Annotated in this window: 22 protein-coding genes; 11 read left to right on the top strand and 11 right to left on the bottom strand. The window is 36.4% G+C overall.

The features are described from left to right. Positions 1-11: 11 nt before the first annotated feature. The 3 genes from pdxS to guaB form a co-directional block, all read right to left on the bottom strand. Entirely contained in the window at positions 12-896 is an 885-nt protein-coding gene (gene pdxS, locus Q1A47_RS10385) for a pyridoxal 5'-phosphate synthase lyase subunit PdxS (protein WP_026680132.1), read from the bottom strand. A gap of 67 nt (positions 897-963) precedes the next feature. After that, a complete protein-coding gene (locus tag Q1A47_RS10380; protein ID WP_166530506.1) occupies positions 964-2298 on the bottom strand; it encodes a serine hydrolase in 1335 nt (444 codons plus the stop codon). A gap of 165 nt (positions 2299-2463) precedes the next feature. Then, complete coding sequence (guaB, locus tag Q1A47_RS10375; protein ID WP_026680130.1) at positions 2464-3933, bottom strand: IMP dehydrogenase; 1470 nt, start codon at positions 3931-3933, stop codon at positions 2464-2466. Between the two features lie 201 nt (positions 3934-4134). On the opposite strand from guaB, the gene Q1A47_RS10370 reads away from it, so the two are divergent. Then, positions 4135-5085 carry a YaaC family protein gene (locus Q1A47_RS10370; protein ID WP_166530507.1) on the top strand — a complete coding sequence of 317 codons (951 nt, stop codon included), beginning with the start codon at positions 4135-4137 and terminating at the stop codon, positions 5083-5085. A 5-nt stretch (positions 5086-5090) separates the two neighbouring features. On the opposite strand, the gene Q1A47_RS10365 is transcribed toward Q1A47_RS10370, so the two are convergent. The 8 genes from Q1A47_RS10365 to dnaA all read right to left on the bottom strand — a co-directional run bounded on the left by Q1A47_RS10365 (position 5091) and on the right by dnaA (position 15730). Continuing rightward, positions 5091-6212, bottom strand: coding sequence for an HD-GYP domain-containing protein (locus Q1A47_RS10365; RefSeq protein WP_166530508.1), 1122 nt, complete (start codon positions 6210-6212; stop codon positions 5091-5093). A gap of 107 nt (positions 6213-6319) precedes the next feature. Further along, positions 6320-8818 (bottom strand): DNA gyrase subunit A, encoded by a 2499-nt coding sequence (gene gyrA / locus Q1A47_RS10360; protein ID WP_026680127.1) that lies wholly within the window; start codon positions 8816-8818, stop codon positions 6320-6322. Positions 8819-8913: 95 nt separating this feature from the next. Further along, on the bottom strand, positions 8914-10833 hold the full coding sequence (gene gyrB, locus Q1A47_RS10355; protein WP_161629262.1) for a DNA topoisomerase (ATP-hydrolyzing) subunit B: 1920 nt from the start codon (positions 10831-10833) through the stop codon (positions 8914-8916). A 22-nt stretch (positions 10834-10855) separates the two neighbouring features. Beyond that, the gene (gene remB, locus Q1A47_RS10350) at positions 10856-11155 is read right to left on the bottom strand and encodes an extracellular matrix regulator RemB (protein ID WP_026680125.1); all 300 of its coding nucleotides are present in this window, start codon (positions 11153-11155) and stop codon (positions 10856-10858) included. A 15-nt stretch (positions 11156-11170) separates the two neighbouring features. Beyond that, a complete protein-coding gene (gene recF, locus Q1A47_RS10345) occupies positions 11171-12283 on the bottom strand; it encodes a DNA replication/repair protein RecF (RefSeq protein ID WP_166530509.1) in 1113 nt (370 codons plus the stop codon). Positions 12284-12558: 275 nt separating this feature from the next. Continuing rightward, positions 12559-12774 carry a S4 domain-containing protein YaaA gene (gene yaaA / locus Q1A47_RS10340; protein WP_026680123.1) on the bottom strand — a complete coding sequence of 72 codons (216 nt, stop codon included), beginning with the start codon at positions 12772-12774 and terminating at the stop codon, positions 12559-12561. Between the two features lie 257 nt (positions 12775-13031). After that, on the bottom strand, positions 13032-14168 hold the full coding sequence (gene dnaN, locus Q1A47_RS10335) for a DNA polymerase III subunit beta (RefSeq protein ID WP_166530510.1): 1137 nt from the start codon (positions 14166-14168) through the stop codon (positions 13032-13034). 218 nt (positions 14169-14386) lie between these two features. Beyond that, the gene (gene dnaA, locus Q1A47_RS10330; protein WP_166530511.1) at positions 14387-15730 is read right to left on the bottom strand and encodes a chromosomal replication initiator protein DnaA; all 1344 of its coding nucleotides are present in this window, start codon (positions 15728-15730) and stop codon (positions 14387-14389) included. A gap of 711 nt (positions 15731-16441) precedes the next feature. Here dnaA and rpmH point away from each other — a divergent pair. The 10 genes from rpmH (at position 16442) to Q1A47_RS10280 (ending at position 26147) form a co-directional block, all read left to right on the top strand. Beyond that, positions 16442-16576: a 50S ribosomal protein L34 gene (gene rpmH, locus Q1A47_RS10325; RefSeq protein ID WP_021290274.1), complete on the top strand. Its 135-nt coding sequence runs from the start codon at positions 16442-16444 to the stop codon at positions 16574-16576. A gap of 196 nt (positions 16577-16772) precedes the next feature. After that, entirely contained in the window at positions 16773-17117 is a 345-nt protein-coding gene (gene rnpA, locus Q1A47_RS10320; RefSeq protein ID WP_026680120.1) for a ribonuclease P protein component, read from the top strand. 114 nt (positions 17118-17231) lie between these two features. Continuing rightward, positions 17232-18002 (top strand): YidC family membrane integrase SpoIIIJ, encoded by a 771-nt coding sequence (gene spoIIIJ / locus Q1A47_RS10315; RefSeq protein WP_026680119.1) that lies wholly within the window; start codon positions 17232-17234, stop codon positions 18000-18002. Beyond that, a complete protein-coding gene (gene jag, locus Q1A47_RS10310) occupies positions 17999-18613 on the top strand; it encodes an RNA-binding cell elongation regulator Jag/EloR (protein ID WP_026680118.1) in 615 nt (204 codons plus the stop codon). The genes spoIIIJ and jag overlap by 4 nt, the downstream gene beginning before the upstream one ends. Before the next feature lie 286 nt (positions 18614-18899). Next, positions 18900-20276, top strand: coding sequence for a tRNA uridine-5-carboxymethylaminomethyl(34) synthesis GTPase MnmE (mnmE, locus tag Q1A47_RS10305; RefSeq protein ID WP_026680117.1), 1377 nt, complete (start codon positions 18900-18902; stop codon positions 20274-20276). Between the two features lie 57 nt (positions 20277-20333). Continuing rightward, positions 20334-22220 carry a tRNA uridine-5-carboxymethylaminomethyl(34) synthesis enzyme MnmG gene (gene mnmG / locus Q1A47_RS10300; protein WP_026680116.1) on the top strand — a complete coding sequence of 629 codons (1887 nt, stop codon included), beginning with the start codon at positions 20334-20336 and terminating at the stop codon, positions 22218-22220. 112 nt (positions 22221-22332) lie between these two features. Next, positions 22333-23046 carry a 16S rRNA (guanine(527)-N(7))-methyltransferase RsmG gene (gene rsmG, locus Q1A47_RS10295; protein WP_026680115.1) on the top strand — a complete coding sequence of 238 codons (714 nt, stop codon included), beginning with the start codon at positions 22333-22335 and terminating at the stop codon, positions 23044-23046. 438 nt (positions 23047-23484) lie between these two features. Next, complete coding sequence (noc, locus tag Q1A47_RS10290; RefSeq protein ID WP_166530512.1) at positions 23485-24360, top strand: nucleoid occlusion protein; 876 nt, start codon at positions 23485-23487, stop codon at positions 24358-24360. 196 nt (positions 24361-24556) lie between these two features. Beyond that, positions 24557-25330, top strand: coding sequence for a ParA family protein (locus Q1A47_RS10285; RefSeq protein ID WP_026680114.1), 774 nt, complete (start codon positions 24557-24559; stop codon positions 25328-25330). Further along, entirely contained in the window at positions 25311-26147 is an 837-nt protein-coding gene (locus Q1A47_RS10280; RefSeq protein ID WP_026680113.1) for a ParB/RepB/Spo0J family partition protein, read from the top strand. Before Q1A47_RS10285 ends, Q1A47_RS10280 begins: the two co-directional genes overlap by 20 nt. The last annotated feature ends 207 nt before the right edge of the window (positions 26148-26354 follow it).

The raw sequence follows: 26354 nt of genomic DNA, 5'->3' as shown, positions 1-26354 counted from the left end.
AATCCTTCCTTCTATTCACTACGATCCTGCATACGATCATGTGCTTCAATGGTGCTCATTTCAATACCTTTCATGGCAACCCCAAGGTCCTTAGAAAGTTCTGCAATCAATTTATAATCTCGGTAATGTGTTGTCGCCTCTACAATGGCCTTAGCAAACTTGGCAGGATTTGCAGATTTGAAGATACCTGAACCAACAAATACACCATCAGCCCCTAACTCCATCATGAGTGCAGCATCACTTGGTGTCGCTATCCCACCAGCTGCAAAATTAACCACAGGTAGACGGCCATCCTCACGAATTTCGATTAGTAATTCGAACGGTGCACCTATCTCCTTGGCATAAGTCATCACTTCATCTCTTGACATCGCAGTAAGCTTCCTAATTTCTGATTGTACCTGACGCATGTGACGAACTGCTTCTACAATATTCCCTGTTCCAGGTTCACCTTTGGTACGTAACATGGAAGCACCCTCGCCAATCCGACGTGCCGCTTCTCCTAGATTACGACAGCCACAAACAAATGGTACGGTATAATCTGATTTATTAATATGATACACATCATCAGCTGGTGTTAAGACTTCACTTTCATCAATATAGTCAACACCCATTGCTTCTAACACTCGTGCTTCTGTGATATGTCCAATGCGTGCCTTTGCCATTACAGGAATCGAGACAGCATTTAGCACTTCTTCTGTTATAGTAGGGTCCGCCATACGAGCGACACCACCAGCTGCTCGTATATCAGATGGAACACGTTCAAGAGCCATTACCGCAACTGCTCCTGCTTCCTCAGCAATCTTCGCCTGTTCAGCATTGACAACGTCCATAATAACGCCGCCCTTTTGCATTTCTGCCATACCACGTTTTACACGTTCTGTACCTGTATGAGACATATAAACTCCCCCTTGTTATAAAATAACTATATCAGATGATCAAGTTTTCCTCTTTAAGAAAAATTGATTAGAATAAGCCTTTCACCCAATCAACTACTGTCGTAAATAAATCAGCAAAGAAATCACCAATTGCTCCAAGTGTTAACATAAACCAGTTGGATTTTTCAACTGTTTCATTCGCTACAACATCTACCGTACTATTACTATCTTTAATAATATAGCCATAGTCATTCTCGCCCTTATATTTAAGCTGTGCTGTCCCAATCTTTTCTCCCTTTTTAATTGGTGCAGTCAATTTGCCCTCTTTATTTAACAAATCTTTATTTATTGTATATTCCATACTATATTTATCTTTTTCATTAGGCTTAATAGGTATCGTTATTCCTTCTTTAATAGAAATATCAACCTGATCTTCCTTTCCTTTCGCTACTGGAAGGGAGGATTTACCTTTTACTTGATGTCCTGCCGGAAATACCTCTGTGCTTTCAAACTGTTGGAAACCATAATTAAATAATTTGGCAGTCTCCTCAAATCGCTTTTCTTCACTATCCGTTTGCATCACAACTGAAATCAAGCGCTGATTATTTTTTTTAGCTGTTCCTGTAAAGCAGTAACCAGCTAAATCAGTATATCCTGTCTTTAACCCATCTACACCTTCATAATAAAATTGCTCTAAAAAGGTTGTTTTATGCGGAAGCATGTGGTTCCAATTTCGGATCTCTTTTCCATCAAATTCGGTGGATGGCATGCTAGAAACCTCTAACGATTCTGGATAGTCATTTACTAGATGATAGGCAAGTAGCGCAGCAGATTCCGCAGAAAGCAAGTTTGTACCATTAGGATCTGTTCCTTCTGGATGGTTTTTTCCCAATGATTCATTGTCTAAACCAGTGGAATTAACGAATTTAAAGTCAGGAAGCCCCATTTCCTCTCCCTTTTTATTCATCATTTTCACAAATTCCGCTTCTGAACCTGCAATCAATTCAGCTAATGCAATCGAAGTAGCATTATCAGAGTTGATTGCCATTGCGTTATACAAATCTTTTACTTTATAATCCTTCGATTGTTCTAATCCTATTCCTGAAAAAGAAGCATTAGCAGAAATGCTGTATGGATAGTCACTAATCTGTGTTGTTGTATCCCAGCTGATTTGACCCTTTTCGATGGCTTCCCATACGAGATATTCTGTCATCATTTTGGTCATACTAGCTGGAGGAAGAGCCACATCCGCATTCTTGGCAAATAAAATTTTACCAGTATTTGCATCTACTAATATCGCAGATTCTGCCTCAATATCCAATGTTTCTGCAGCATTTGCAGTAAATGGCTTTGCAATGATAGAAACCATCATTACCATCGCTGCTAGTAAAATGACGAAACTCTTGTGTAGACTATGTTTCAACTTTCTGTACCTCCAACCTGTAGTTTAACCTCTATGTTTGTTGCACACTTTTTCAATTTAAGGATGCACTTAGTTATTTTACCATAGAAATAGACAAAAAAATAGACAGGGAAATATCCCCATCTACAATTTTTTCATCGACTAGTACAAAGTTTGTCGTAAAGACTATATAGAATAATTAGGTGCCTCTTTGGTAATTTGTACATCATGTGGATGACTTTCCCTTAGCCCCGCATTTGTAATTTTTACGAATTGAGCATCTTCTCTTAGTGCATCAATAGTTTCTGTACCACAATAACCCATTCCAGAACGAAGTCCGCCCATTAATTGATGAATCGTATCAGCAAGTGGACCTTTATAAGCAACTCTACCTTCAATTCCTTCAGGGACAAGCTTCTTCACATCAGAGTCCTCTTGGAAATAACGATCTTTTGAGCCTGCCTTCATTGCACCAACAGATCCCATTCCTCGGTAAACTTTATATTGTCTTCCTTGGAAAATCTCCGTTTCACCAGGGCTTTCGGAAACACCTGCAAACATGCTACCTAGCATAACCGCATGAGCTCCTGCAGCCAATGCTTTTACAATGTCACCTGAATACTTGATACCACCATCTGCAATAACAGGTACATTATATTCAGCAGCTGCTTGCGCACAATCATATACTGCTGTAATTTGTGGAACACCTACACCGGCTACGACACGTGTAGTGCAAATAGAGCCAGGGCCAATTCCTACTTTAACAATCGATGCTCCAGCCTCAATCAGCTCTTTCGTTGCTTGAGGTGTTGCTACGTTACCTGCAATAATATCTAATGACGGATAAGCCTTACGTACTGCTTTTACTTGTTCGATAACCCCTTGTGAGTGGCCATGAGCTGTGTCAATAACGATAGCGTCAACACCAGCTTCCACAAGCTTTTCAATTCGTTTCATAGCATCTCCTGTCACACCAACTGCTGCACCTGCTAATAGTCTACCTTGCGCATCTTTTGCTGCATGTGGAAACTCAATTACTTTTTCAATATCTTTTATAGTAATTAATCCTTTTAGAACCGTTTGATCATCCACTAATGGCAGCTTTTCAATTTTATATTGTTGGAGGATTTGTTCAGCTTCTTCTAAAGTTGTACCAACTGGTGCTGTTACCAGATTTTCACTTGTCATCACTTCTGAAATCAATATAGAATAATCTTGAATAAATCGAAGATCACGATTCGTAAGTATTCCTACAAGCTTCTGTTCATCCGTGTTATTAACAATCGGTACACCCGATATGCGAAATTTACCCATCAAATGTTCTGCATCATATACCTGATGTTCTGGAGTTAAAAAGAATGGGTTTGTAATTACGCCACTTTCGGAACGTTTAACACGATCTACTTGCTCTGCTTGCTCCTCAATCGACATATTCTTATGAATAATACCAATTCCACCTTGTCGAGCCATTGCTATTGCCATCGATGCTTCTGTTACAGTATCCATTCCAGCACTTATTAATGGGGTGTTGAGCTTTATATTGTCCGTTAGTTGTGTACTTACATCCACATCCTTTGGCAATACCTCTGATTTTGCAGGCATTAACAAAACATCATCAAACGTTAAACCTTCTTTAGAAAATTTATCTTCTCGCATGCTTATCCTCCTTATAAGTTTAGATAACTATCTAGGCTTTTCACTACACCCTTATGTATGCAAGAACCGAACTTGCATACACTAGTAGTACTTCTATTTTTATTTACAATACGCCAACATATTAGCTTTTTCAACAAGAGATTGTTGGAAATAAAAAAATAAATAGATTCAAAATTTTTTAATAGTTAAGAGGTATCATCTATGAATCCGATTATCTCCTTTGTTAATTACTTACAATCCCAACAAACTGCACAAAGCTATTTATGCCATTGTTATACACAGTTAAAACTTCCAGATCCGGAAGCGAAGAGCTATGAGAATTGTAATGCCTTTATCTATTATTTAAACCATGGGAACCGATTTTATCAGCAAGGAAGGAAGTCTGATCCTTTTATGCAGCCGATTCTTTATTTTTATGGGATGGTGCACTTCATTAAAGCCTGCTTATTAACCAAACGCCCAAATTATCCTGAGTCGACCAACTTATTAGCTCATGGTGTAACAGCTAGGAAAAGAAAGAAAAAGGATTATACATTTATGAATGATGAGGTAAAAGTACAACATAATGGCTTATTCCCTTACTTTTCTGAGCATTTATACGAGCAAACGATTCCATTTGAAAAAAGAAGTATGAAACATTTATTAGCAGTAATACCAGAAATGAATCAACTCTTTCAATTTCAAGGGGAACATAAGATGGTACCTGTCGGAAAACAATATTCCAAACTATTAGAGTTTCCAGCTCATTTACTGGATTCCTATCATTTAACAGATACAGCCTTTATTCGCCGAATTCAACCATACCTACCAAATATAAAATATTATGATTACGATGATCGTATGATTCGAATGGAGGTTACTGATCCAGTTAAAAAAGTAACTGGCCCATTTTTCGTCCACAGTTCTACAGAACAATTATTTTTCCCTTTAAAACGTGAAGATTATCTGTCCATTCACGAAGTGATGGTACATTATTTGATTTTATATAATCTAAGCATGCTTTGTCGTTATGAAACAGAGTGGTGGGGAGATTTATTCGTCGCAAAACCCGACATCGATTATCCATTCATTTTGTACTTCTTAGAATTAACGTCAACTAAAATGCCACTTCTATTAGGGGGAAATTTATACGATCAACGAAAAAAATTGTAAGAGAGTCAGTCGATGCTAGACGAACTCTCTAAAATCTCTTCAATATAAACAGTAGGATGATTTTGTAATGCCATGATGTCGTCATTATCTTGTAGCCTTATCATTGGTCGAGTTGGCTTATTGGCATCAGTGAAGACAATCTCCCCTATCATTGCATTGGATAGCTTTACCTTTGTCCCTACGGGGAAATTGGTAATACCCTGCACAAAAGTATGAACTACATCTGGATCTAACTTAGAAAATTGCTCCTGCCGCAGTTTCTCCATTACCTTAAAAGGGGATTGCTTTTCCTTATATAACCGATCACAAATCATAGCATGGTACATATCACAAACAGCGACAATCCGAGCATAACGATGAATTTTCCCTTTGGATAATCCAAGTGGATAACCACTGCCATCCATTCGCTCGTGATGTTGTAAGACTGCTTGTTTAACAGCTTGTTTAATCGTTGGTAATTTCTCGGTTAATCGATAGGAATAAGTAGGATGCTTTTTTACTTCTAATAAATCTTCAGTTGTTAAAAAATGATGTTTCTTCACGATGGCAGGATCAATTCTTGCCATTCCACAATCACATAAAAATCCTGCTAGACCAACTTGTAACCATTCTCCTTTTGCGTATCCGGTTTTGTATCCGAGATAAGCCGATAAAATAGCCACCGCCACATTATGATGAAAGAAATAGTCCTCCCTAGTTGCATAGTGATGTATAGTATAGATTGCCTGGCTGATGTCTTTCATTCGCCCTAACAAAGGAATAATCAACTTACGTACTTGAGTAATATCAATAGCTGAGCCGTTTTGCCAAGATACAAAGAGCGCTTTGTATTGCTTAACAGCTAGCTGATAATGTGCTGCAAATGGTAAAGATGATGTTTCCTCACGAAGGTTAGTTTCTAACAAATCACTCTTTCTTTGCTGCATTTCTTCCTCTTTCGGCTGATATTCACTACCATCTGCCAACTTTGGAGAGACATGAACGGTTTTCACTAGGAATTTTTGTAATACAACAATATGCTGCTCTGTAAGCACAGTCTGCTTAGGGATTATCGGACGACTCGTTTTTCCTTCTACGTCCTTCATTAAAACACAGCCTGGTATTAGATGTAATGGACTTACTTGCATATTACTTTCCTCCCCACTAGATAAATAAGATATATAAAATAGGATAGTATCTCATTGTGTTTCATCTAGTTGAAAAAAAGATGGCCGAACGTCAGCCATCTTTTCAATTATTCTTCCACATCTTCTGTTGTATCTTGTGCTGCTTGATCTTTTTGATCCACTTGTTCTTCTTCCTCATCCTGATCAATCCTTGTTACAGTAGCTACTTCCTCATCATCCTGTAAACGGATCAAACGAACTCCCATCGTATTACGTCCAGTCTCTGATATATCTTCGACTGGAATACGAATGAGTACACCTGCAACAGTAATTAGCATAAGATCTTCTTTACCTGAAACAGCTTTCACCGCTGCTACATGTCCTGTTTTTTCTGTTAAATTACAAGTGTATATTCCTTTACCACCACGATTTGTTATTCGATACTCTGACTCTGGTGTTTGTTTACCATAACCCTTACTTGTTACGTGGAGAATCTTAGCATCTTCCTGTAAGATTTCCATGGAAACAACCTCATCATCTTCACGTAATGATATACCCTTTACGCCAGCTGCAGTCCTTCCCATAGATCGTATTTGGTCCTCTGGAAAACGAATTAAATAGCCATTTTTCGTTGCAATCATCATATCCTTTGTACCATCAGTTAGCCGCACTGAGATCAGCTCATCTTCTTCTCGAAGTCCTACTGCAATAAGTCCACCTTTACGAATATTTGCAAATTGGGCAAGTGACGTACGTTTAGAAATACCGTGCTTCGTTGTAAAAAATAAAAATTGATCTTCACGATAGTCTTTTACAGAGATAACCGCATTCACCCATTCGCCTTTCTCAATTTGCAACAGATTAATAATGGGAATTCCTTTTGCAGTTCTACTGAACTCTGGCACTTCATATCCTTTTGCCTTGTACACTTTACCTTTATTTGTGAAGAATAATATAGTGTCATGGGTAGAAGTAGAGACAAGATGTTCAACAAAATCATCCTCATTCGTTCCCATTCCTTGGATACCACGACCGCCACGCTTCTGAGTACGATAGGTAGAAGAAGGTAATCGTTTGATATATCCCTGATGTGTTAATGTAATAACAATGTTTTCTTCTGGGATTAGATCTTCGTCCTCAAAGAAATCACTACCACCAACAACAATTTCAGTTCGACGATCATCATTAAAGCGTTCCTTAATTTCTGTTAGCTCTTCACGAATAATCTCTAATACCTTTTCTTCATCCGCTAAAATCGCTTTTAACTCTTCAATTAGTTTTTGAAGTTCTTTATACTCATTTTCAATTTTTTCACGTTCAAGACCTGTTAAACGTTGTAAACGCATATCTAAAATTGCTTGTGCTTGTTTCTCAGATAGATCAAAACGTTCAATTAGTCCAGTACGTGCGATATCTGTTGTCTTTGAACTACGAATAAGCGCAATAACCTCATCCAAATTATCAAGCGCAATTCGCAACCCCTCTAAAATATGTGCACGTGCCTCAGCTTTTCGCAATTCAAATGCTGTACGCCGTTTAATAATTACTTTTTGATGCTCTAAATAATGAATAAGACATTGTTTGATTGAAAGTACTTTAGGTTGTCCGTCTACTAATGCCAACGTATTTATCCCAAAGGTAGTTTGCAACGCAGTATGTTTATATAAATTATTAAGAACAACATTCGCATTTACATCCCGACGGAGTTCAATAACGACACGTAGCCCATCACGATCTGATTCATCTCGTAAATCAGTAATTCCGTCAATTCGTTTATCTCGTACAAGCTCAGCAATCTTCTCTATCAGCTTTGCTTTATTTACCTGATATGGTAATTCAGTTGCAATAATCGTAGACTTTCCGTTTGGCTTCTCTTCAATATTGACTTTTGCTCGAATAGTAACAGAGCCTTTCCCTGTTTCATATGCTTTGCGAATTCCACTCCTTCCAAGAATTTGCCCAGCTGTAGGGAAATCAGGACCATGAATATAATCCTCCATTAGTTCATCAATTGTAATTTCTGGATCTTTACTTAGCGCAAGTACGGCATCTATTGTTTCACCAAGATTATGTGGTGGAATATTTGTTGCCATCCCTACAGCTATCCCTGATGCTCCATTAACAAGTAAGTTAGGAAATCTAGAAGGGAAAACAACTGGTTCCCTTTCTGAGCCATCATAGTTATCCGTATAATCGATTGTATCTTTATTGATATCACGCAATAATTCCATGGATATTTTTGACATTCTTGCTTCCGTATAACGCATTGCTGCCGCTGAATCTCCATCTACAGAACCAAAATTACCATGCCCATCTACCAGCATATTTCGATAACTAAAATCCTGCGCCATCCTTACCATAGCTTCATAAACAGCTGAATCACCATGTGGATGATATTTACCAATTACTTCACCAACGATACGAGCAGATTTTTTATAAGCTTTATCTGCATGCATACCTAAATCATTCATTGCATATAATATTCTACGATGAACAGGCTTTAATCCGTCACGAACATCTGGAAGAGCACGTGAGACAATAACACTCATTGCATAATCAAGGAATGATGTACGCATTTCCTGACTAAGATTTATCTCCTGTACATTTGGACGTTGCTGATCCGCCATTGTAATACTACCTCCATTCACTAGTACAACCAAAACCTATAAAGCCTGAGAAGCTGGCTTTATATTTTATATAACAACGTGGAACGTGGCTTTATCTAAATATCCAAATTCTTTACATATTGGGCATTCTCTTGGATAAAGTTTCTTCGTGGTTCCACTTTATCTCCCATCAGCACATCAAAAATCTGATCAGCGTCAATTGCATCAGATAATTCAACTTGAAGAAGGGTACGTGATTCTGGACTCATTGTTGTTTCCCAAAGTTGCGTTGCATTCATTTCCCCTAAACCTTTATATCGCTGCAAGCCTGGTTTTGGAGCTTTCGGTATTTCCTCTAATATCCGTTCCATCTCTTTGTCATTGTAGGCATAATGAACAGCCTTACCTTGTTGTATCTTGTAAAGAGGTGGCTGCGCAATATAAACATAGCCATGCTCAATAAGTGGGCGCATATAACGATAAAAGAAGGTTAACAATAACGTTCGAATATGGGCACCATCAACATCGGCATCTGTCATAAGCACAATTTTATGATAACGGGCTTTAGTGATATCAAAATCCTCGCCAATCCCTGTACCTAAAGCAGTAATAATCGTTCGCACTTCATTATTTGATAAAATTTTATCAAGCCGCGCTTTTTCTACGTTTAAAATCTTTCCACGTAAAGGTAAGATTGCTTGAAAATGTCGGTCACGTCCTTGTTTAGCAGATCCTCCCGCAGAATCTCCCTCCACAATGTACAATTCACTGATTTTAGCATCCTTTGAAGAACAATCTGCAAGTTTACCAGGTAAATTGGATACTTCCAACGCACTTTTTCTACGTGTCAGTTCACGAGCTTTTTTCGCCGCTGCCCGGGCACGTGAAGCCATTAATCCTTTTTCTACAACGATTTTAGCAACGTTTGGATTTTCGAATAAAAATTTAGAAAAGGTTTCACTAAAAACAGAATCGGTAACTGTCCGTACTTCACTATTACCTAATTTAGTCTTTGTTTGACCTTCAAACTGAGGATCAGGATGTTTAACGGAAACAATTGCTGTCAATCCTTCGCGAACATCGTCTCCAGATAAATTCGGATCATTTTCCTTAAATAAGTTATTCTTTCTAGCATAATCGTTAATCACACGTGTCAATCCTGTTTTAAACCCAGATTCATGCATACCGCCCTCATAGGTATGAATATTATTGGCAAATGAATAGAGATTGCTCGTAAAGCCATCATTGTATTGAATGGCAACTTCTACAGATATCCCTTGCTCTTCTCCTTCAGCATAAAAAGGCTCATGCAAAATTTCCTTTGTGCGATTTATATATTCTACATAAGAGCTAATTCCACCCTCATAATGATAATTAATTGGCTCTGAGTCTGTTCGCTTATCTTCAATGGAAATATTGATTCCCTTATTTAGAAATGCTAACTCTCTAAGTCGTTGAGATAACGTATCAAAATTATACGTCGTGGTTTCGTTAAAGATTTCTGGATCAGGATTGAAATGTGTAATTGTTCCCGTAATATCTGTTTCGCCAACTACTTCAATTTCCCCTTGTGGAACACCTTTTTTAAACTGTAAATAATGAATTTTATTATCTCGATGGACATGTACCTCTAAATTAGTAGACAGCGCATTAACAACAGAAGCACCTACGCCATGAAGCCCACCAGAAACCTTATAACCACCACCACCGAACTTTCCTCCGGCATGAAGGACAGTCATAATAACTTCTAAAGCTGGGCGTCCTGTTTTTTTCTGGATATCAACAGGGATACCGCGTCCATTATCCTTTACCGTTATACTATTATCCTTTTCGATAATAACCTCGATCTTATCACAATAGCCAGCTAGGGCTTCATCAATACTGTTATCTACAATTTCCCAGACGAGATGATGCAAGCCTTTTTCACTTGTTGAACCAATATACATTCCGGGACGTTTACGGACCGCTTCTAGCCCTTCAAGTACCTGTATTTGATCTGCATCATAGGCCTGTTCATTCATGATCTTATCTTCCATTGACATGTTTTCACATCCATTTCTAAACTTCTTCGGAATCTAGTTCCTTAATTTCGTCTGAAAAATCATCGAGCTTGCTGATTGTAGATATCATACTTGCTCTTTTTTTCAGAGTAGAGACAGATAAAGTGCTATAATACATCATCTCTTTCGTAATCATGACTGATTTTGCATGTTCAATCGGTCCAGCTACTCGCTTCTCTTTTAATGATTCTGTCATTAACTCTTCCATAATGGTTGATGATGAAATTAAATGATAATCAATAATAGCAACAACATCACTCGAGTGAATAACGGTATCATTTCCAATATGAATAAACATCTGTATCCCCCCACATTATGCTTCTACTTTTCCTTCCTGCACACGAAAGATTTCCGCTTTTTCTAATGTTTCATGATTAATGCCATCAACACTTGTGGTGGATACGAAGGTCTGAACTTTACCATGAATTGTGTTTAAAAGATGAGATTGTCGGAAATCATCTAGTTCGCTTAACACATCATCCAACAATAAAATGGGGTATTCTCCTACCTCACTATAAATTAATTCAATCTCTGCTAGTTTTACAGATAAAGCTGCTGTTCGCTGCTGTCCTTGTGATCCATAGGTTTGTACGTCTCTATGATTAACATAAAACAGCAGATCGTCACGATGCGGGCCAATTAATGTTGTCCCTCTCTCGATCTCTTTTTCTTGAATGCTTTTGAATTTTTCACAGTATATATCTTCTATTTTCTCCTTATTTGCTTCTTCTGATACTTCTATTGTCGGAGAATACTTTATTTCCAGACTTTCAAGTTGACGACTAATACCATAATGTATCGGACTAGCCCATTTTCTTAATAAATCCAAAAAAACAAACCGCCTTTCCAATAGAGTTGCGGCATGTTCTGAGAGCTGCTCTGTTAAAACCTGCAACATCGTAGTATCTTGATCCGATCTGCGTTGCAATTGTTTTAGAACAGAATTACGTTGTTTAAGGATTTTTTGGTACTGTCCTAAATGATAGATGTAACGAGGCTGTATTTGGCCAAGTTCCATATCAATGAAACGTCTGCGAATTTGTGGTGCTCCTTTTACAAGTGTTAAATCCTCTGGAGCAAACATAACAACATTTAGCGCTCCTATATAATCACTTAACCGCTTTTGTTCCAATCGATTTAACTTCGCCTTTTTCCCTTTTGAGGAGATTACGATTTCTAGCGGAAAAGATTGTTTTCTTTTAGTAATTCTACCTTCTATTTTAGCATATTCTTCATCCCATTTGATCAATTCCTTTTCTCTAGGAGTTCGATGGGACTTTGTAAAGGCAAGCAGGTAGATAGCCTCCATTAAATTCGTTTTCCCCTGCGCATTTTCACCGATAATTACATTTATCTTATCATCAAATGATATATCCAATTTATGGTAATTACGGTAATTTTTTAATTGTAGCTTTTCAATATGCATAGTTAATCCTCTTCTAATCATAAAAAATTATGATTCCATCCTTTTAACGTAGGTAATCTATTGAAATAACGTTTTTCGAAAACAGATTTTTATGAATGACGGCTTGCTGATGCCTGTTAAATTCTTCCTAGTAATGAGATTGCAAAGCAGCAAAAATAGCTTGAACCTGAACGAATTGCAGACGCAGAATGAAAAAAGCTGCGTCAGAAACAAGCAAGTTTTATTTTAACCGTCAAAATCATTTTCTAAGACTCTATATGTTAATTCATTTTTTATCAATCTGTAACGAGAAAAGACCCGATTTCCTCAATCTTCACCACATCACCAGGATATAGCTTTCTCCCTCGCCTATGTTCTCGTTCACCATTAACTAAGACGCCAACATCTTGTAAATAAGCTTTTACCATACCACCAGATTCTAAAACATTGGCAAGCTTGATGAATTGGCCTAAGGAGATATATTCCGTTCGTATAGTTATTTTTTCAGGCATATTATCACTCTTTTAGGTCATATTTGTAAAACACGTATCTATTTATCCTCTATTCTTATTTTACTAAAGATTTTCCATTAAGGAAAGGTATGACCCTTTATATCCTAAAATAATCGCTTATTTAGGCTAAAAATCACTTATACAGATGTAAAAAGCCCTTATCTTCGTCCGATAAGAGCTTTTTATTAAATTTTACGCTGAAATATCAAAGTGATTGTTAATTTTTTGATTAAATTAACGGAAAGCATGAGCTATTTTTAGTATGTTCTCACAGGTACAATTAACTGCAGGATAGAGTCTTCATTTGCTGGATGAATAATAAATGGTCGTAGCGCTCCAGTGAATTCGATATTCACATCCTCAAATTCAATGGCTTTCAATGCATCCATCATGTATTTAGAACTAAATGAAATCTTTAACTCTTCTCCCTCTATTGAAGATACCGTAACTTCTTCTGTAACATTTCCAACTTCTGGATGATTACTTGCAATTTCTACTAGCTGATCACCTTGTGTAGTTAAACGAACTACATTATTGCGTTCTTCTTTAGCTAATAGGGAAGCACGATCAATTGTACTTAATAATTCTTTCGTTTTAACATGCAATACCGTTTTGCTTTGATCAGGAATCAACCGAGAGGTTTCTGGATAATTACCGTCTAATAAACGGGATAAGAAATTCAAATGTTTTGTTCGGAATAAAATTTGATTACTAGTTACACTAATTTCAACCTTATCCTCTGTATCATCTAAGATTTTGTTTAATTCATTTAGACTTTTTCCCGGAACAACAACATTAGAAAATTCATTGGTAGTATCTGCTACTGGTATCGTTCTAGAAGCTAGTCGATGACTATCTGTCGCTGTAAATGTAAGTGTTTGATTTTCTAATTTTACATTTACACCCGTTAAGATTGGTCGAGTTTCCATTGTGGATACAGCAAATACCGTTTGTTTAATTAAGCTCTTTAGTAAATCAATTGGTAGTTCAAAACTATCATCTGTCTGTAATTTAGGTAATTGTGGATATTCTGTAGCATCTTGTCCATTTAAATTAAATTCTGCTTTTCCTGAGCGAATGGTTACTTTTAAGTTTTCATCTGCATGTATTTCTATCGTCTTTTCAGGAAGTTTGCGAACAATGTCTGGGAAATACTTCGCTTGTAGTACAATACTTCCTTCTTCAATGTACTCAACATTAACCGTACCGTTTTCTTCAGCAGGAATATAGGACTCAATAGATATATCAGAATCACTTCCTGTTAAGGTTATACCGTCTTGTCTAGCTTCAATTTTTATTCCAGTTAATATAGGAATAACCGTTCTAGATGAAATAGCCTTCATTACATTTTGAACACTTGCTATTAATTGATCTCGCTGAATGATAAATTTCATGAAATAAATCCTCCTAGTGGAAGTTCTTTTTAATTATATTATTTTATAAAAATATAGTAATAATAATAATAAGGGCTGTGATTATGTGGATAAATCTGTTTTTGTCAATGCTCTAAGGTTATTCACATGTGGACAACTTGTTTATAAGGTTGTCTCTGTTTTCCACAGTTTTCACAGGATCTTTAATTAGCTGAAAATGAGAAAGTGAGAGTTATCATTTAAAGTGATTTTAATTGCTCTTTCAATTCTTCAAGTTCTTTTGCTAATTGCGTATCCTTTTCCATCAACTTTGATACTTTTTCATGAGCATGAATTACTGTAGTATGATCTCGCCCACCGAACTCTTCACCGATTTTTGGTAAGGATGCGTCTGTCATTTCTCGAGATAGATACATAGCAATCTGGCGTGGAAAAGCAATCGATTTTGTCCGTTTTTTGGCAATAAAATCTTCTAATCGTACATTATATTTTGCTCCAACCGTTTCTTGAATGCTCTGGATAGTTATTATCTTTGGTTGATTACTAGGAATAATATCTTTTAAAGCATCAGCAGCTAGTGATGCATCAATATCTTGATTAACTAAGGATGAATAAGCAACAATTCGAATAAGCGCACCTTCTAGCTCGCGAATATTCGTATCAATTTGATTAGCGATATAAAGCATAACCTCATTTGGAATGTCGAGTCCTTCTGCTTTTGCTTTTTTTGTTAAGATAGCAATTCTGGTCTCTAAATCCGGTGGTGTAATATCTGTAATTAATCCCCATTCAAAGCGAGAGCGAAGCCTGTCCTCTAAAGTTGGAATCTCTTTTGGTGGCCGATCACTTGAAATAATTATTTGTTTATTATCGTCATGTAATGCATTAAATGTATGGAAAAATTCTTCCTGTGTCGATTCCTTACCTGCTATAAATTGAATATCATCAATTAGCAGAACATCAACATTACGATATTTATTACGAAAGTTAACTGTTTTATTATCCATAATTGCGTTAATAAATTCGTTTGTAAATTTCTCAGAAGATAGATAAACGACCTTTGCGTTTGGATTATGATCACGTACATAATGTCCAATGGCATGCATTAAATGTGTTTTCCCTAGACCTACTCCTCCATATATAAACAACGGGTTATATGCTTGTGCTGGTGCCTCAGCTACAGCCAAGGATGCAGCATGAGCGAATCTGTTTCCAGCACCAATAACAAACGTATCAAAGGTATATTTTGCATTTAACATGGATTTAGGTGCTTCATTAGGATCGTCTTTTGGCTTTTGCTTCTGTGTAGGTTCGAAATTATCAATCGACGTACTTGTATTCGGAAGTATAAATTTAGCAACAATATCTGAACCAGTTATTTCTGATAGAATCTCGGAAATAAGCTTTGTGTATTGATTTTCAAGCCAATCTCTAGCAAATTCATTTGGTGCGGAAACAATAAGTGTATTGTTTTCGATGGTTTCTGCTTTTGTGTTCTTTAACCATGTATCAAAGCTCGGCTTACTAATTTTTTCTTCAATTCTCTCTAAGGTAGCTATCCATATTTCCTGTATATTCTCCAAGCAGAATTTCACTCCTTTCACTGTAATAAATGTCATCCACTTCCAATTATCGATGTTTCTATTAGGAACCATTTATGTTAATTAATGAGTATTTACGTAAAGACTGCATACTGCTCCAATTAATGAGTAATAATGACATAAAAAGCCTCTCTCAATCTTTTAAAGATGGAAAGGCAAGATAAATAGAATTTACGTTTAGGTCTACTTCCAATTGTATTTAAAATTGAAGGGTTAAAATGGTATAACAAAAATAATATTGGTGTGGATAAATAAATATAGGTGGAATAAGCTTTAAATTAATTATAAACGTTGTCCACAGCTTTGTTGATAACAACATAAACAATCATGTTAACAAGTATCCACAAGTTATCCACAGTTTGTGTATAACTAGAATTTCAGTTTTCTTTTTTCACAAGTTAAACACAAATATAATATCAGAAAAACCCTTTGAATGCAATGGGGTTTCGACAGTTATCCACAAAGTCCATCGGTTGTAGACAATTATTGTCCACACCACTATATTTTGTGATTTTCCTGTCGATATATGTTGTGGATAGCAAATAAGACTCGATTATTTCCAAACAGTAGGGTGTGGATAGTTTAAATTAGAAGTGAGTTGACAGATGGAAGTATTTTTACGTATAATTACAAAGACTGTCTATTGACTGTTTAATAAAAGATTATTTCATCCCTTAGGGAGGTGCAGGATAAATGAAAAGAACGTATCAACCAAATAATCGCAAACGTAAAAAAGTACACGGCTTTCGCTCACGTATGAGTACTAAAAACGGACGTAAAGTATTGGCTCGTCGTCGTCGTAAAGGAAGAAAAGTCTTGTCTGCATAGGCCACTGAATAATCAGTGGTCTTTTTTCCACTTTAGACATAATTGTTTATAGATAGAAGTGGGGTTAATGTGTTATTACCACTTATAAGTTGGGCAGCTTAAGAATAGAAGAATGATATTTCTTCTATAATTATACATAGAAAAGACCAGAATCAGGGGCAAGCTGATAAGTGGTATACGTAATAAGGTGATATAGATGAAGAAAGAATTTCGAATTAAAAAGAATGAAGAATTTCAATATACGTTTAAGTGCGGTAAATCTTTTGCAAACAGACAACTCGTCATCTATTATGTAGAGAAAAAGGGGCAGAATCATTTCAGAATTGGGTTATCTGTTGGAAAAAAGATAGGAAATGCGGTAACAAGAAATCGAATTAAGCGTTATTTACGTCAGGCTTTTCAAGAATTAGAGGAAAAAATTGCGTATCCACATGATATTGTAATCATTGCCAGACACCCTGCAAAACAGATGGAATATCATGAAATCAAAAAAAGCTTGACACATCTTTTATATAAAGAACGATTGTTAAAAAATCAATAAATTTAATATAGAATCTTAGGTTTGTTTAGGTTAAAATAACTCTTAGGATAAGCTATTTGAATATTCGTTGATAGAAAAGAGTTAGCTCTTTTATTTTAGTTAGGAGGAAAAGTGTTGCGTAAAAAGTTTTGGTTGCTGGTAACTTTAATTGGTCTGCTAGCAATACTTTCTGGTTGTACCGATGTAAATGAACCTATCACGGAAGAAAGTGAAGGTATCTGGAATAAATATTTCGTCTTTCCAGTATCCATGCTAATCACATATTTTGCAGAATTATTTAATGAAAACTACGGTCTAGCGATTGTAATCGTTACTATTTTAGTAAGGCTAGTACTGCTACCACTAAATGTGAAACAATTAAAGAGTTCAAAAGCTATGCAGGATATTCAGCCTAAGTTGAAGGAACTGCAACAGAAATATAGCTCGAAAGATGCAAATACACAGCAAAAACTACAGCAGGAAACAATGGCATTATTTCAAAAGAATGGGGTAAATCCGCTTGCAGGGTGCTTACCAATATTTATTCAAATGCCTATTTTAATTGCCATGTATCATGCAATTATGCGTACGGAATCCATCAAAACACATAGTTTTCTGTGGTTTGAGCTAGGTGCGCCGGATCCATTTTTCATTTTACCGATTATTGCTGCAGCAGCTACGTGGTTCCAGCAAAAATTGATGATGTCAGGAAGTCCAGCCGCTCAAAATCCACAAATGATGGTTATGCTTTATGTGATGCCTATTATGATTGGTGTTTTTGCAATATTCTTCCCAGCAGCATTGGCGTTATATTGGGTAGTAGGGAATATCTTTATGGTTGCCCAAACACTATTTATCCGTAAACCAATGATGGCTGATAAAAGTAATGGAGGAGACAAAAAGTGAGAGAAATAACTGCTAGTGGACAAACGGTTGAAGAAGCGGTCCAATCAGCATTAGAGCAGTTAAATACAACAAGGGACCAAGTCGAAATCGACGTGATTGATGAAGGAAAAAAAGGGTTACTAGGTGTTTTCGGGTCCAAACGCGCTTTTGTAAAGGTATCGACTGTCAAAAATCAGATAGAAGAAACGGAAAAATATTTACAGCAAATCATAAAACAGATGCATATAGATGCTACGATTTTTACAAAGGTAGAGGAAAATCATGTAACCTATGATGTACAGGGTGATAATATAGCTTTACTTATTGGAAAAAGAGGACAAACTTTAAATGCCTTACAATATTTACTACATCTTGTTATCAATAAAGAAGGAAAGCAATATTATACGGTGACACTAGATGCTGAAGGTTATCGGGGACGTAGAAAAGAGACACTTGAGTCGCTTGCGTTAAAAATGGCAGATAAGGCTATCCGCATGAATAAAAAGGTAGCTTTGGAGCCAATGCCTGCCTTCGAACGTAAAATTATTCATAGTGTGCTACAAGCAAATGAAGAAGTTTCGACATATTCTGATGGTAAAGAGCCACATCGTCATATTGTAATACAGCCTTAATATGGCTAGTAAGAAATAAATCAAAAATTATCCGCTTAGTGCCAAACTAGGCGGAATTTTTTTTGAAAAAGGGTAGCATTATTTTGACAGATTGTGTACAATTCACGAAGCAGGAAGCGTATATCGAATAAAGTTATCCACATGTGCATAAACCTTATCACGGTTAGCGGGGATGTGTTGTGGATAACTTTATTTTTATTAGAAAGTATGATATTCTATTAAGTTAGTGACGATAAAAATAATTATACGTTCTATATATATAACTTTATGTTGGAGGTGAAGAGCAATGGAAACAGATACAATTACTGCAATATCCACACCGATTGGTGAAGGGGCGATAGCAATTGTCCGATTAAGTGGTCCTGAAGCAATTTCAATAACTACGGAAATATTCAAAGGCAATGATTTAAAGCAGGTAGCGTCACATACTATTAACTATGGGAAAATTATCGATCCACAATCAAATGAGATTGCTGAGGAAGTAATGGTTTCTGTGATGCGAGCGCCGAAAACATTTACACGTGAAGATGTAGTTGAAATTAACTGTCATGGTGGAATGGTTGCTGTAAATCGTGTGCTGGAAATTATATTGAGTAAAGGAGCACGTTTAGCAGAGCCTGGTGAGTTTACCAAACGAGCCTTTCTACATGGCAGAATAGATTTGTCTCAAGCTGAGGCGGTAATGGATTTAATCCGGGCTAAAACAGACAAAGCAATGTCGGTAGCTCTAAAACAAATGGATGGTCGTTTGTCTACTTTAATTGAGCGTCTACGACAGGATTTATTGGAAACAGTTGCTCATGTTGAGGTGAATATTGATTATCCTGAATATGATGATGTGGAAGAAATGTCACATGAAATGATGCGTAAGAAGACAAAAGAAGTTCATGCAGAAATAGAGAAGCTGTTACAGGTTGCTAAACAAGGCAAAATATTAAGAGAAGGCTTAGCAACGGCTATTATTGGTAGACCAAATGTCGGTAAGTCTTCGTTAATGAATACACTGGTTCAAGAAAATAAGGCCATTGTAACAGAAATACCAGGGACAACACGGGATATTATTGAAGAGTATGTAAACGTAAGAGGTGTTCCACTACGTTTGGTAGATACAGCAGGTATTAGAGAAACAGAAGATATTGTTGAGAAGATTGGTGTGGAACGCTCTAGACAGGTATTAAAAGAGTCTGATTTGATTTTATTCGTTTTGAACTATAACGATGATTTAACAGAGGAAGACGAAAAATTATTTACAGCAATACAGGGACTTAATTATATTGTAATAATTAATAAGACAGACCTTGAGCAAAAATTGGATTTAGAGCGGGTAAAAGTGCTAGCAGAGGATAAACCAGTTGTCACTACCTCATTAATTGAAGAAGAAGGTGTAGATGAATTAGAAAATGCGATTTCTAAAACGTTCTTCGAAGGGGAAATTGATACCGGAGATCTAACGTATGTTTCAAATGTACGACATATTCAGTTATTAAAACAAGCCAGCCGTGCATTAGAAGATGCTATCGATGCTCTAAAATTAGAAATGCCTCTGGATATTGTTCAAATTGATGTTACAAGAACATGGGAATTATTAGGAGAAATTATTGGTGATACAGCAAGTGACAGTTTAATTGATCAGCTGTTTTCACAATTTTGTTTAGGAAAGTAAATAAAAACTATCGTTTTTTTGATATTGGTAATGAAAATATAGAAAGGATGAAGACCAATGACATATGATGCAGGTCATTATGACGTGATTGTAGTTGGTGCAGGGCATGCTGGAGTAGAAGCAGGTCTCGCTGCAGCAAAAATGGGCGCAAAGACATTAATGCTCACACTCAACCTAGATATGATTGCCTTTATGCCATGTAACCCGTCAATAGGCGGACCTGCTAAAGGTATAGTGGTTCGTGAAATAGATGCACTTGGCGGTGTTATGGCAAAAGTAATTGATAAAACGTATATTCAAATGCGTATGTTAAATACTGGGAAAGGACCAGCTGTGCAGGCTTTACGTGCACAAGCTGATAAGCCTTTATATATAAAAGAAATGAAACAAATAATTGAAAATGAAAGAAATCTTACACTACGTCAAGGTATGGTAGATCAATTAATTGTCGAAAATGGCATATGTAAAGGTGTTATTACTGAAACGAATGCTGCTTATAGTGCAGAAACAGTTATAATTACTACTGGTACGTTTATGCGTGGGAAAGTTTTAATGGGGGATCTGGAGTATGAGAGTGGTCCTAATAACCAACGCCCAACAATTAAGCTATCCGAAAACTTAGAAGAGCTTGGGTTTGAGATTACTCGCTTTAAAACAGGTACTCCACCAAGAGTAAATAGTCATACCATTGATTATTCAAAAACAGAGATCCAACCAGGTGATGAAAAACCACAAAGTTTTTCTTATGAAACAACGGAATATATTACGGAGCAAATCCCATGTTGGTTAACGTATACAAATGAATTTACACATGAAATAATTAATGAGAACCTATCACTTTCATCCATGTATTCTGGTATGAAAAGGGGAACGGGTCCTCGTTATTGCCCGTCTATTGAAGACAAAATTGTTCGATTTAATGATAAACCTCGTCATCAAATTTTCCTAGAACCAGAAGGAAGAGATACGGAAGAGGTTTATGTACAAGGACTTTCCACATCACTTCCTGAATCCATTCAACATGAAATGGTAAGAAGTGTAGAAGGACTAGAGAATGCAGAAATTATGCGCGCAGGCTATGCAATTGAATATGATGCAATTGTACCAACACAGCTGTGGCCAACCTTGGAAACAAAAAAAATTCCTGGATTGTTTACTGCTGGTCAAATTAACGGTACTTCGGGTTATGAAGAAGCTGCTGCTCAAGGAATTATGGCAGGAATTAATGCCGCAGCAAAAGTATTGGATAAAGAACCAGTTATTCTAGATCGATCCCAAGCTTATATTGGTGTACTAATAGATGATTTAGTAACAAAAGGAACCAATGAGCCCTATCGTCTTCTTACTTCTCGTGCGGAATATCGTCTATTATTAAGACATGATAATGCTGATTTACGAATGACTGAATTAGGCTACCAGCTTGGTCTTATCTCAGAAGAACGCTATGCTAAATTTGTCGAGAAAAATCGACTGGTAGAAGAAGAGAAAAATCGATTGTTCAAGCTAATTATAAAACCTTCTGAAGAGGTAAACTACCTGCTTGAGCAAGCAGGTGCAACACCTCTAAAAGAAGCTATAAAAGCTTATGATTTATTGAAGCGTCCAGAATTATCCTATGATTTATTAGCATCTATTATCCAAGCAGATCCCAAATTATCCGCTGAAGTAACGGAACAGGTCGGTATTCAAATAAAATATGAAGGCTATATCAAAAAAGCAAATGAACAAGTAGAGCGTATGCTTAAGATGGAAGATAAGAAAATTCCAGTAGATATTGATTATGATGATATTAGTGGAATAGCTACAGAAGCAAAAGAAAAGCTTAAAAAGGTAAGACCACTATCCGTAGGTCAAGCGTCACGAATTTCAGGGGTCAATCCTGCAGATATATCCATTTTAATCGTATATATTGAACAAGGAAATATCGCTCGTTTGGCGAATTAGTATTTGACTGACAGTGGACTGATGCAGGAGTGTTTAGGATATTTCAGGTTACAGAAAGGTATACAGCTGTTATTCCTTTCTGTAACACCCTCTACATAAGGAGTTAAACGGTATGAACCCAGAACAATTTGTACAAGCTTTAAGGATAAAAGGAATCGATCTAAATCAACAGCAGCAGGAACAATTTGCTATCTATTATCGTACGTTAGTTGAATGGAATGAAAAAATAAATCTTACTGGTTTAACAGAAGAAAAGGATGTCTACTTAAAGCATTTTTATGATTCCATAAGTGCGGCCTTTTATTATGATTTCACTACAGACTTAACTATCTGTGATGTCGGAGCAGGGGCAGGATTTCCCAGTATTCCTTTAAAGATATGTTTTCCGCAGCTTAAAGTAACGATTGTGGATTCATTAAAAAAACGTATCGGCTTTTTAAATCACTTAGCAACGGAGTTAGCATTAGATAACGTTGCTTTTTATCATGATCGTGCCGAGAATTTCGGGAAGAACCAATTTCGAGAATCGTTTGATATAGTAACAGCAAGAGCTGTCGCCCGTATGTCCGTGCTATGTGAATTGTGTTTACCATTAACTAAAAAGCATGGAGTTTTTCTTGCTATGAAGGGATTAAAGGCAAAGGATGAAGTAGGACAAGCAAAATCGGCAGTTGAGTTATTAGGTGGAAAATTAATGCATACATACACATTTGCTTTGCCTGAAGAAGCTAGCGAACGATCTATTATAGAGATTAAAAAAGTAAGAAAAACACCTAAGAAGTATCCAAGAAAAGCTGGCTTACCAAACAAAGAGCCAATTGAATAAGCTATCATTACTTGCATGTATGAATTTTAGCGATCAAAGCATTATTTTTAAAATAGGCTGATTGGATATTCTTTGGTTAAAAAATGTGATAAAATATAAGCTGATGCACTATCATCCAGCAACATGTACATGGGTGTGTAGTTTTTATACAAGCGCAGTAGCATTTTTGCTGCAGCGTTTTTTCTTAAGCGATATGAACGTATAAGTGATGAAATGTCTAGATTTACTGCCTTTTTTATAGGTCTTTAGCACTTTCCTTAAGGAAATAAAAGATTTGTAAAGGCATGTTGGGAGTAGTCAAGTTGCCCCGCGCTTTTCTTATGAATACCTTTTCCTGTGCTATAATAATGATAGATTCATATAAAATGTTTCACGTGAAACATTTTATATTTTATACATAGATAAGCATATCAAGTACAATAGAGGTGGTGTGGGATTATGGTGAAGCCCTTTAACCGATTTTTTGGAATAGGTGATAAATCTGAAGCGGATTCAGATGCTGAAATGGAATCGTTTCATCCTGATGAAGTTATTCAGATTCCTATCAATCATATAGAGGCCAATCGATTTCAACCAAGATCGATTTTTAGTGAAGAAAAAATAAAAGAACTCGCACAGACAATTCATACGCATGGAATGATTCAACCAATCGTCGTACGTAAGTTAGAGGTGGATGGCGAGGAAGAAAAATATGAGTTAATAGCTGGGGAACGCAGATGGAGAGCAGTGCAATCATTGGGATGGGAATACATCTCAGCTATCATTCGTGAAATGACAGATGCTGAAACTGCCTCCGTAGCATTAATTGAGAACTTGCAACGAGAGGAATTAACAGTTATAGAAGAGGCAACTGCTTACGCTAGACTATTGGAAATACATTCATTAACGCAGGAAGCATTAGCACAACGTTTAGGCAAGAATCAATCTACAATTGCTAATAAGCTTCGTTTATTAAAATTGCCACAGCCCGTACAAGAGGCATTATTGGGTAAATACATCACAGAAAGACATGCACGCGCACTCATTAAATTAAAAGATGAAGAAAAGCAGATTAAATTATTACAAGATATTTTGGATAATGACCTAAATGTTAAACAAACAGAAGATCGAATTAAAAAATTAAATGAGCAACAATCTATAACGAAAAAGAAAGCGCCAAAGAGAAAAGGATTCAATAAGGATATTCGAATTGCAATGAACACCATTAGACAGTCTTTAAATATGGTGTCAGATACGGGAGTAGAAGTTGAATCAGATGAACAGGATTTAGACGATTACTACCAAATCACAATAAAAATACCTAAAAAGAAGTAAAGCTATTATACATTGAAATAATTACATGTACAGCCCATCTTTTACAAAAAAGATGGGTATTTTGCACATGAATAGTTAAAACACGGAAAATGGTGCAATTTTGGATTATGAAATAGAAACAAAACATAAATAAGTCGCCCATTGCATAAAAAAAGTGATAAAATAGAAAGTATATAGTTTTAGGGTAGGTGTCAACATGGGAAAAATAATGTCCATCGCAAATCAAAAAGGTGGCGTAGGAAAAACAACTTCATCGGTGAATTTAAGTGCTTGTCTTGCACATTTGGGCAACAATGTACTTCTTGTTGATGTAGATCCCCAGGGAAATGCAACAAGTGGTACAGGGGTTAATAAAGCAGATGTGAAAAACTGTATCTATAATGTACTAGTAGAAGATCTACCAGCTGAGGAAGTTTGTATTCCAACAAATGTAGACAACTTAGATATCATACCTGCTACCATTCAGCTTGCTGGTGCAGAAATTGAACTTGTACCAACAATTTCTAGGGAAATAAGATTAAAGAAATCATTAGAAAACTTGAAAGAAAAGTATGATTATATCATTATAGATTGCCCGCCTTCTTTAGGCTTATTAACATTAAATGCATTAACTGCTTCAGATACGGTAATTATTCCAGTACAATGTGAATATTATGCTTTGGAGGGGCTAAGTCAGTTATTGAATACCATTCGACTAGTCCAAAAGCACTTAAATAAGTCACTTATGATAGAAGGGGTACTGTTGACGATGTTAGATGCAAGAACGAATTTGGGTCTTCAGGTAATTGAGGAAGTTAAAAAATATTTTCAGGATAAGGTGTATCAAACGATTGTTCCTAGAAATGTGAGGTTGGGTGAAGCTCCTAGCCATGGACTTCCGATTATAAGTTATGATCCAAAATCAAGAGGGGCAGAAGTATACCTTGAATTAGCGAAGGAAGTGATGGCCAATGGCGAAAGGGTTAGGTAAAGGTATTAATGCTTTTTTTCCAGACATTGAAGAGCATGAAGATGATGTTATTCAGGAAATAGCCATTACTGAATGTAGACCAAATCCATATCAACCACGTAAGACATTTCATGCAGATGCTATTGAGGAGTTAAAAGAATCGATACTAGAATATGGAATCATTCAACCACTCATAGTACGTAAAAGTATTAAAGGATATGAAATAGTTGTTGGTGAACGAAGATACCGTGCTGCTAAAGAGGCTGGTTTAGAAAAACTTCCTGTCGTCATTAAAGAATTATCGGATGAAAAAATGATGGAGCTTGCCCTATTAGAAAATCTTCAAAGAGAAGATTTAACACCGATTGAAGAGGCGCATGCATACGCCAACTTAATGAATGAATTAAGGATTACCCAAGAAGAGCTATCAAGGAGGTTAGGAAAGAGTCGCTCACATATTGCCAATATCGTTCGGTTACTTTCCTTACCAGATCAGGTGATAGCTTGTATTAACAACGGGGAGCTTTCAATGGGTCATGGACGAGCCTTATTAGGTCTGAAAGATAAAACTAAACTGCAAGCACTGATTCAAAAGATACGGAGAGAGAAGCTGAATGTTAGACAAGTAGAGAAGTTAATTATTCAGTTAAATGAAAAACCGGTGAAGAAGAAAGAAAAGCCTAAGAAGGATATTTTCCTTCAGGAGAGAGAATCATACTTAAGAAATAGGCTGGGTACAGCAGTTTCCATTCAGCGCGGTAAACGAAAAGGTAAAATTGAAATTGAGTTTTATAATGATGAAGACTTACAACGAATTATGGATGTATTAGATCAGTGAGCGAGCCACAACATATGATATGATTTTAATAAAAGACTGACAATGAAAAATGTCAGTCTTTTGTTAAAAGATAAGAAAGTATAAAATCAGTGCAATGACTGCGTTAAGCCAAGTAGTTATTTTGAAATTATGATGTATATTGGCAATGCTCCGACTAATTACTTCGCTTTCCGTGGGCACGGCCTCAACTAACTTTGCAAAGAAGAA

The organism is uncultured Virgibacillus sp. (assembly GCF_947495635.1).
Classification (GTDB): Bacteria; Bacillota; Bacilli; order Bacillales; family Amphibacillaceae; genus Virgibacillus; species Virgibacillus salarius.
This window is presented reverse-complemented; position numbering and strand designations above follow the sequence as displayed.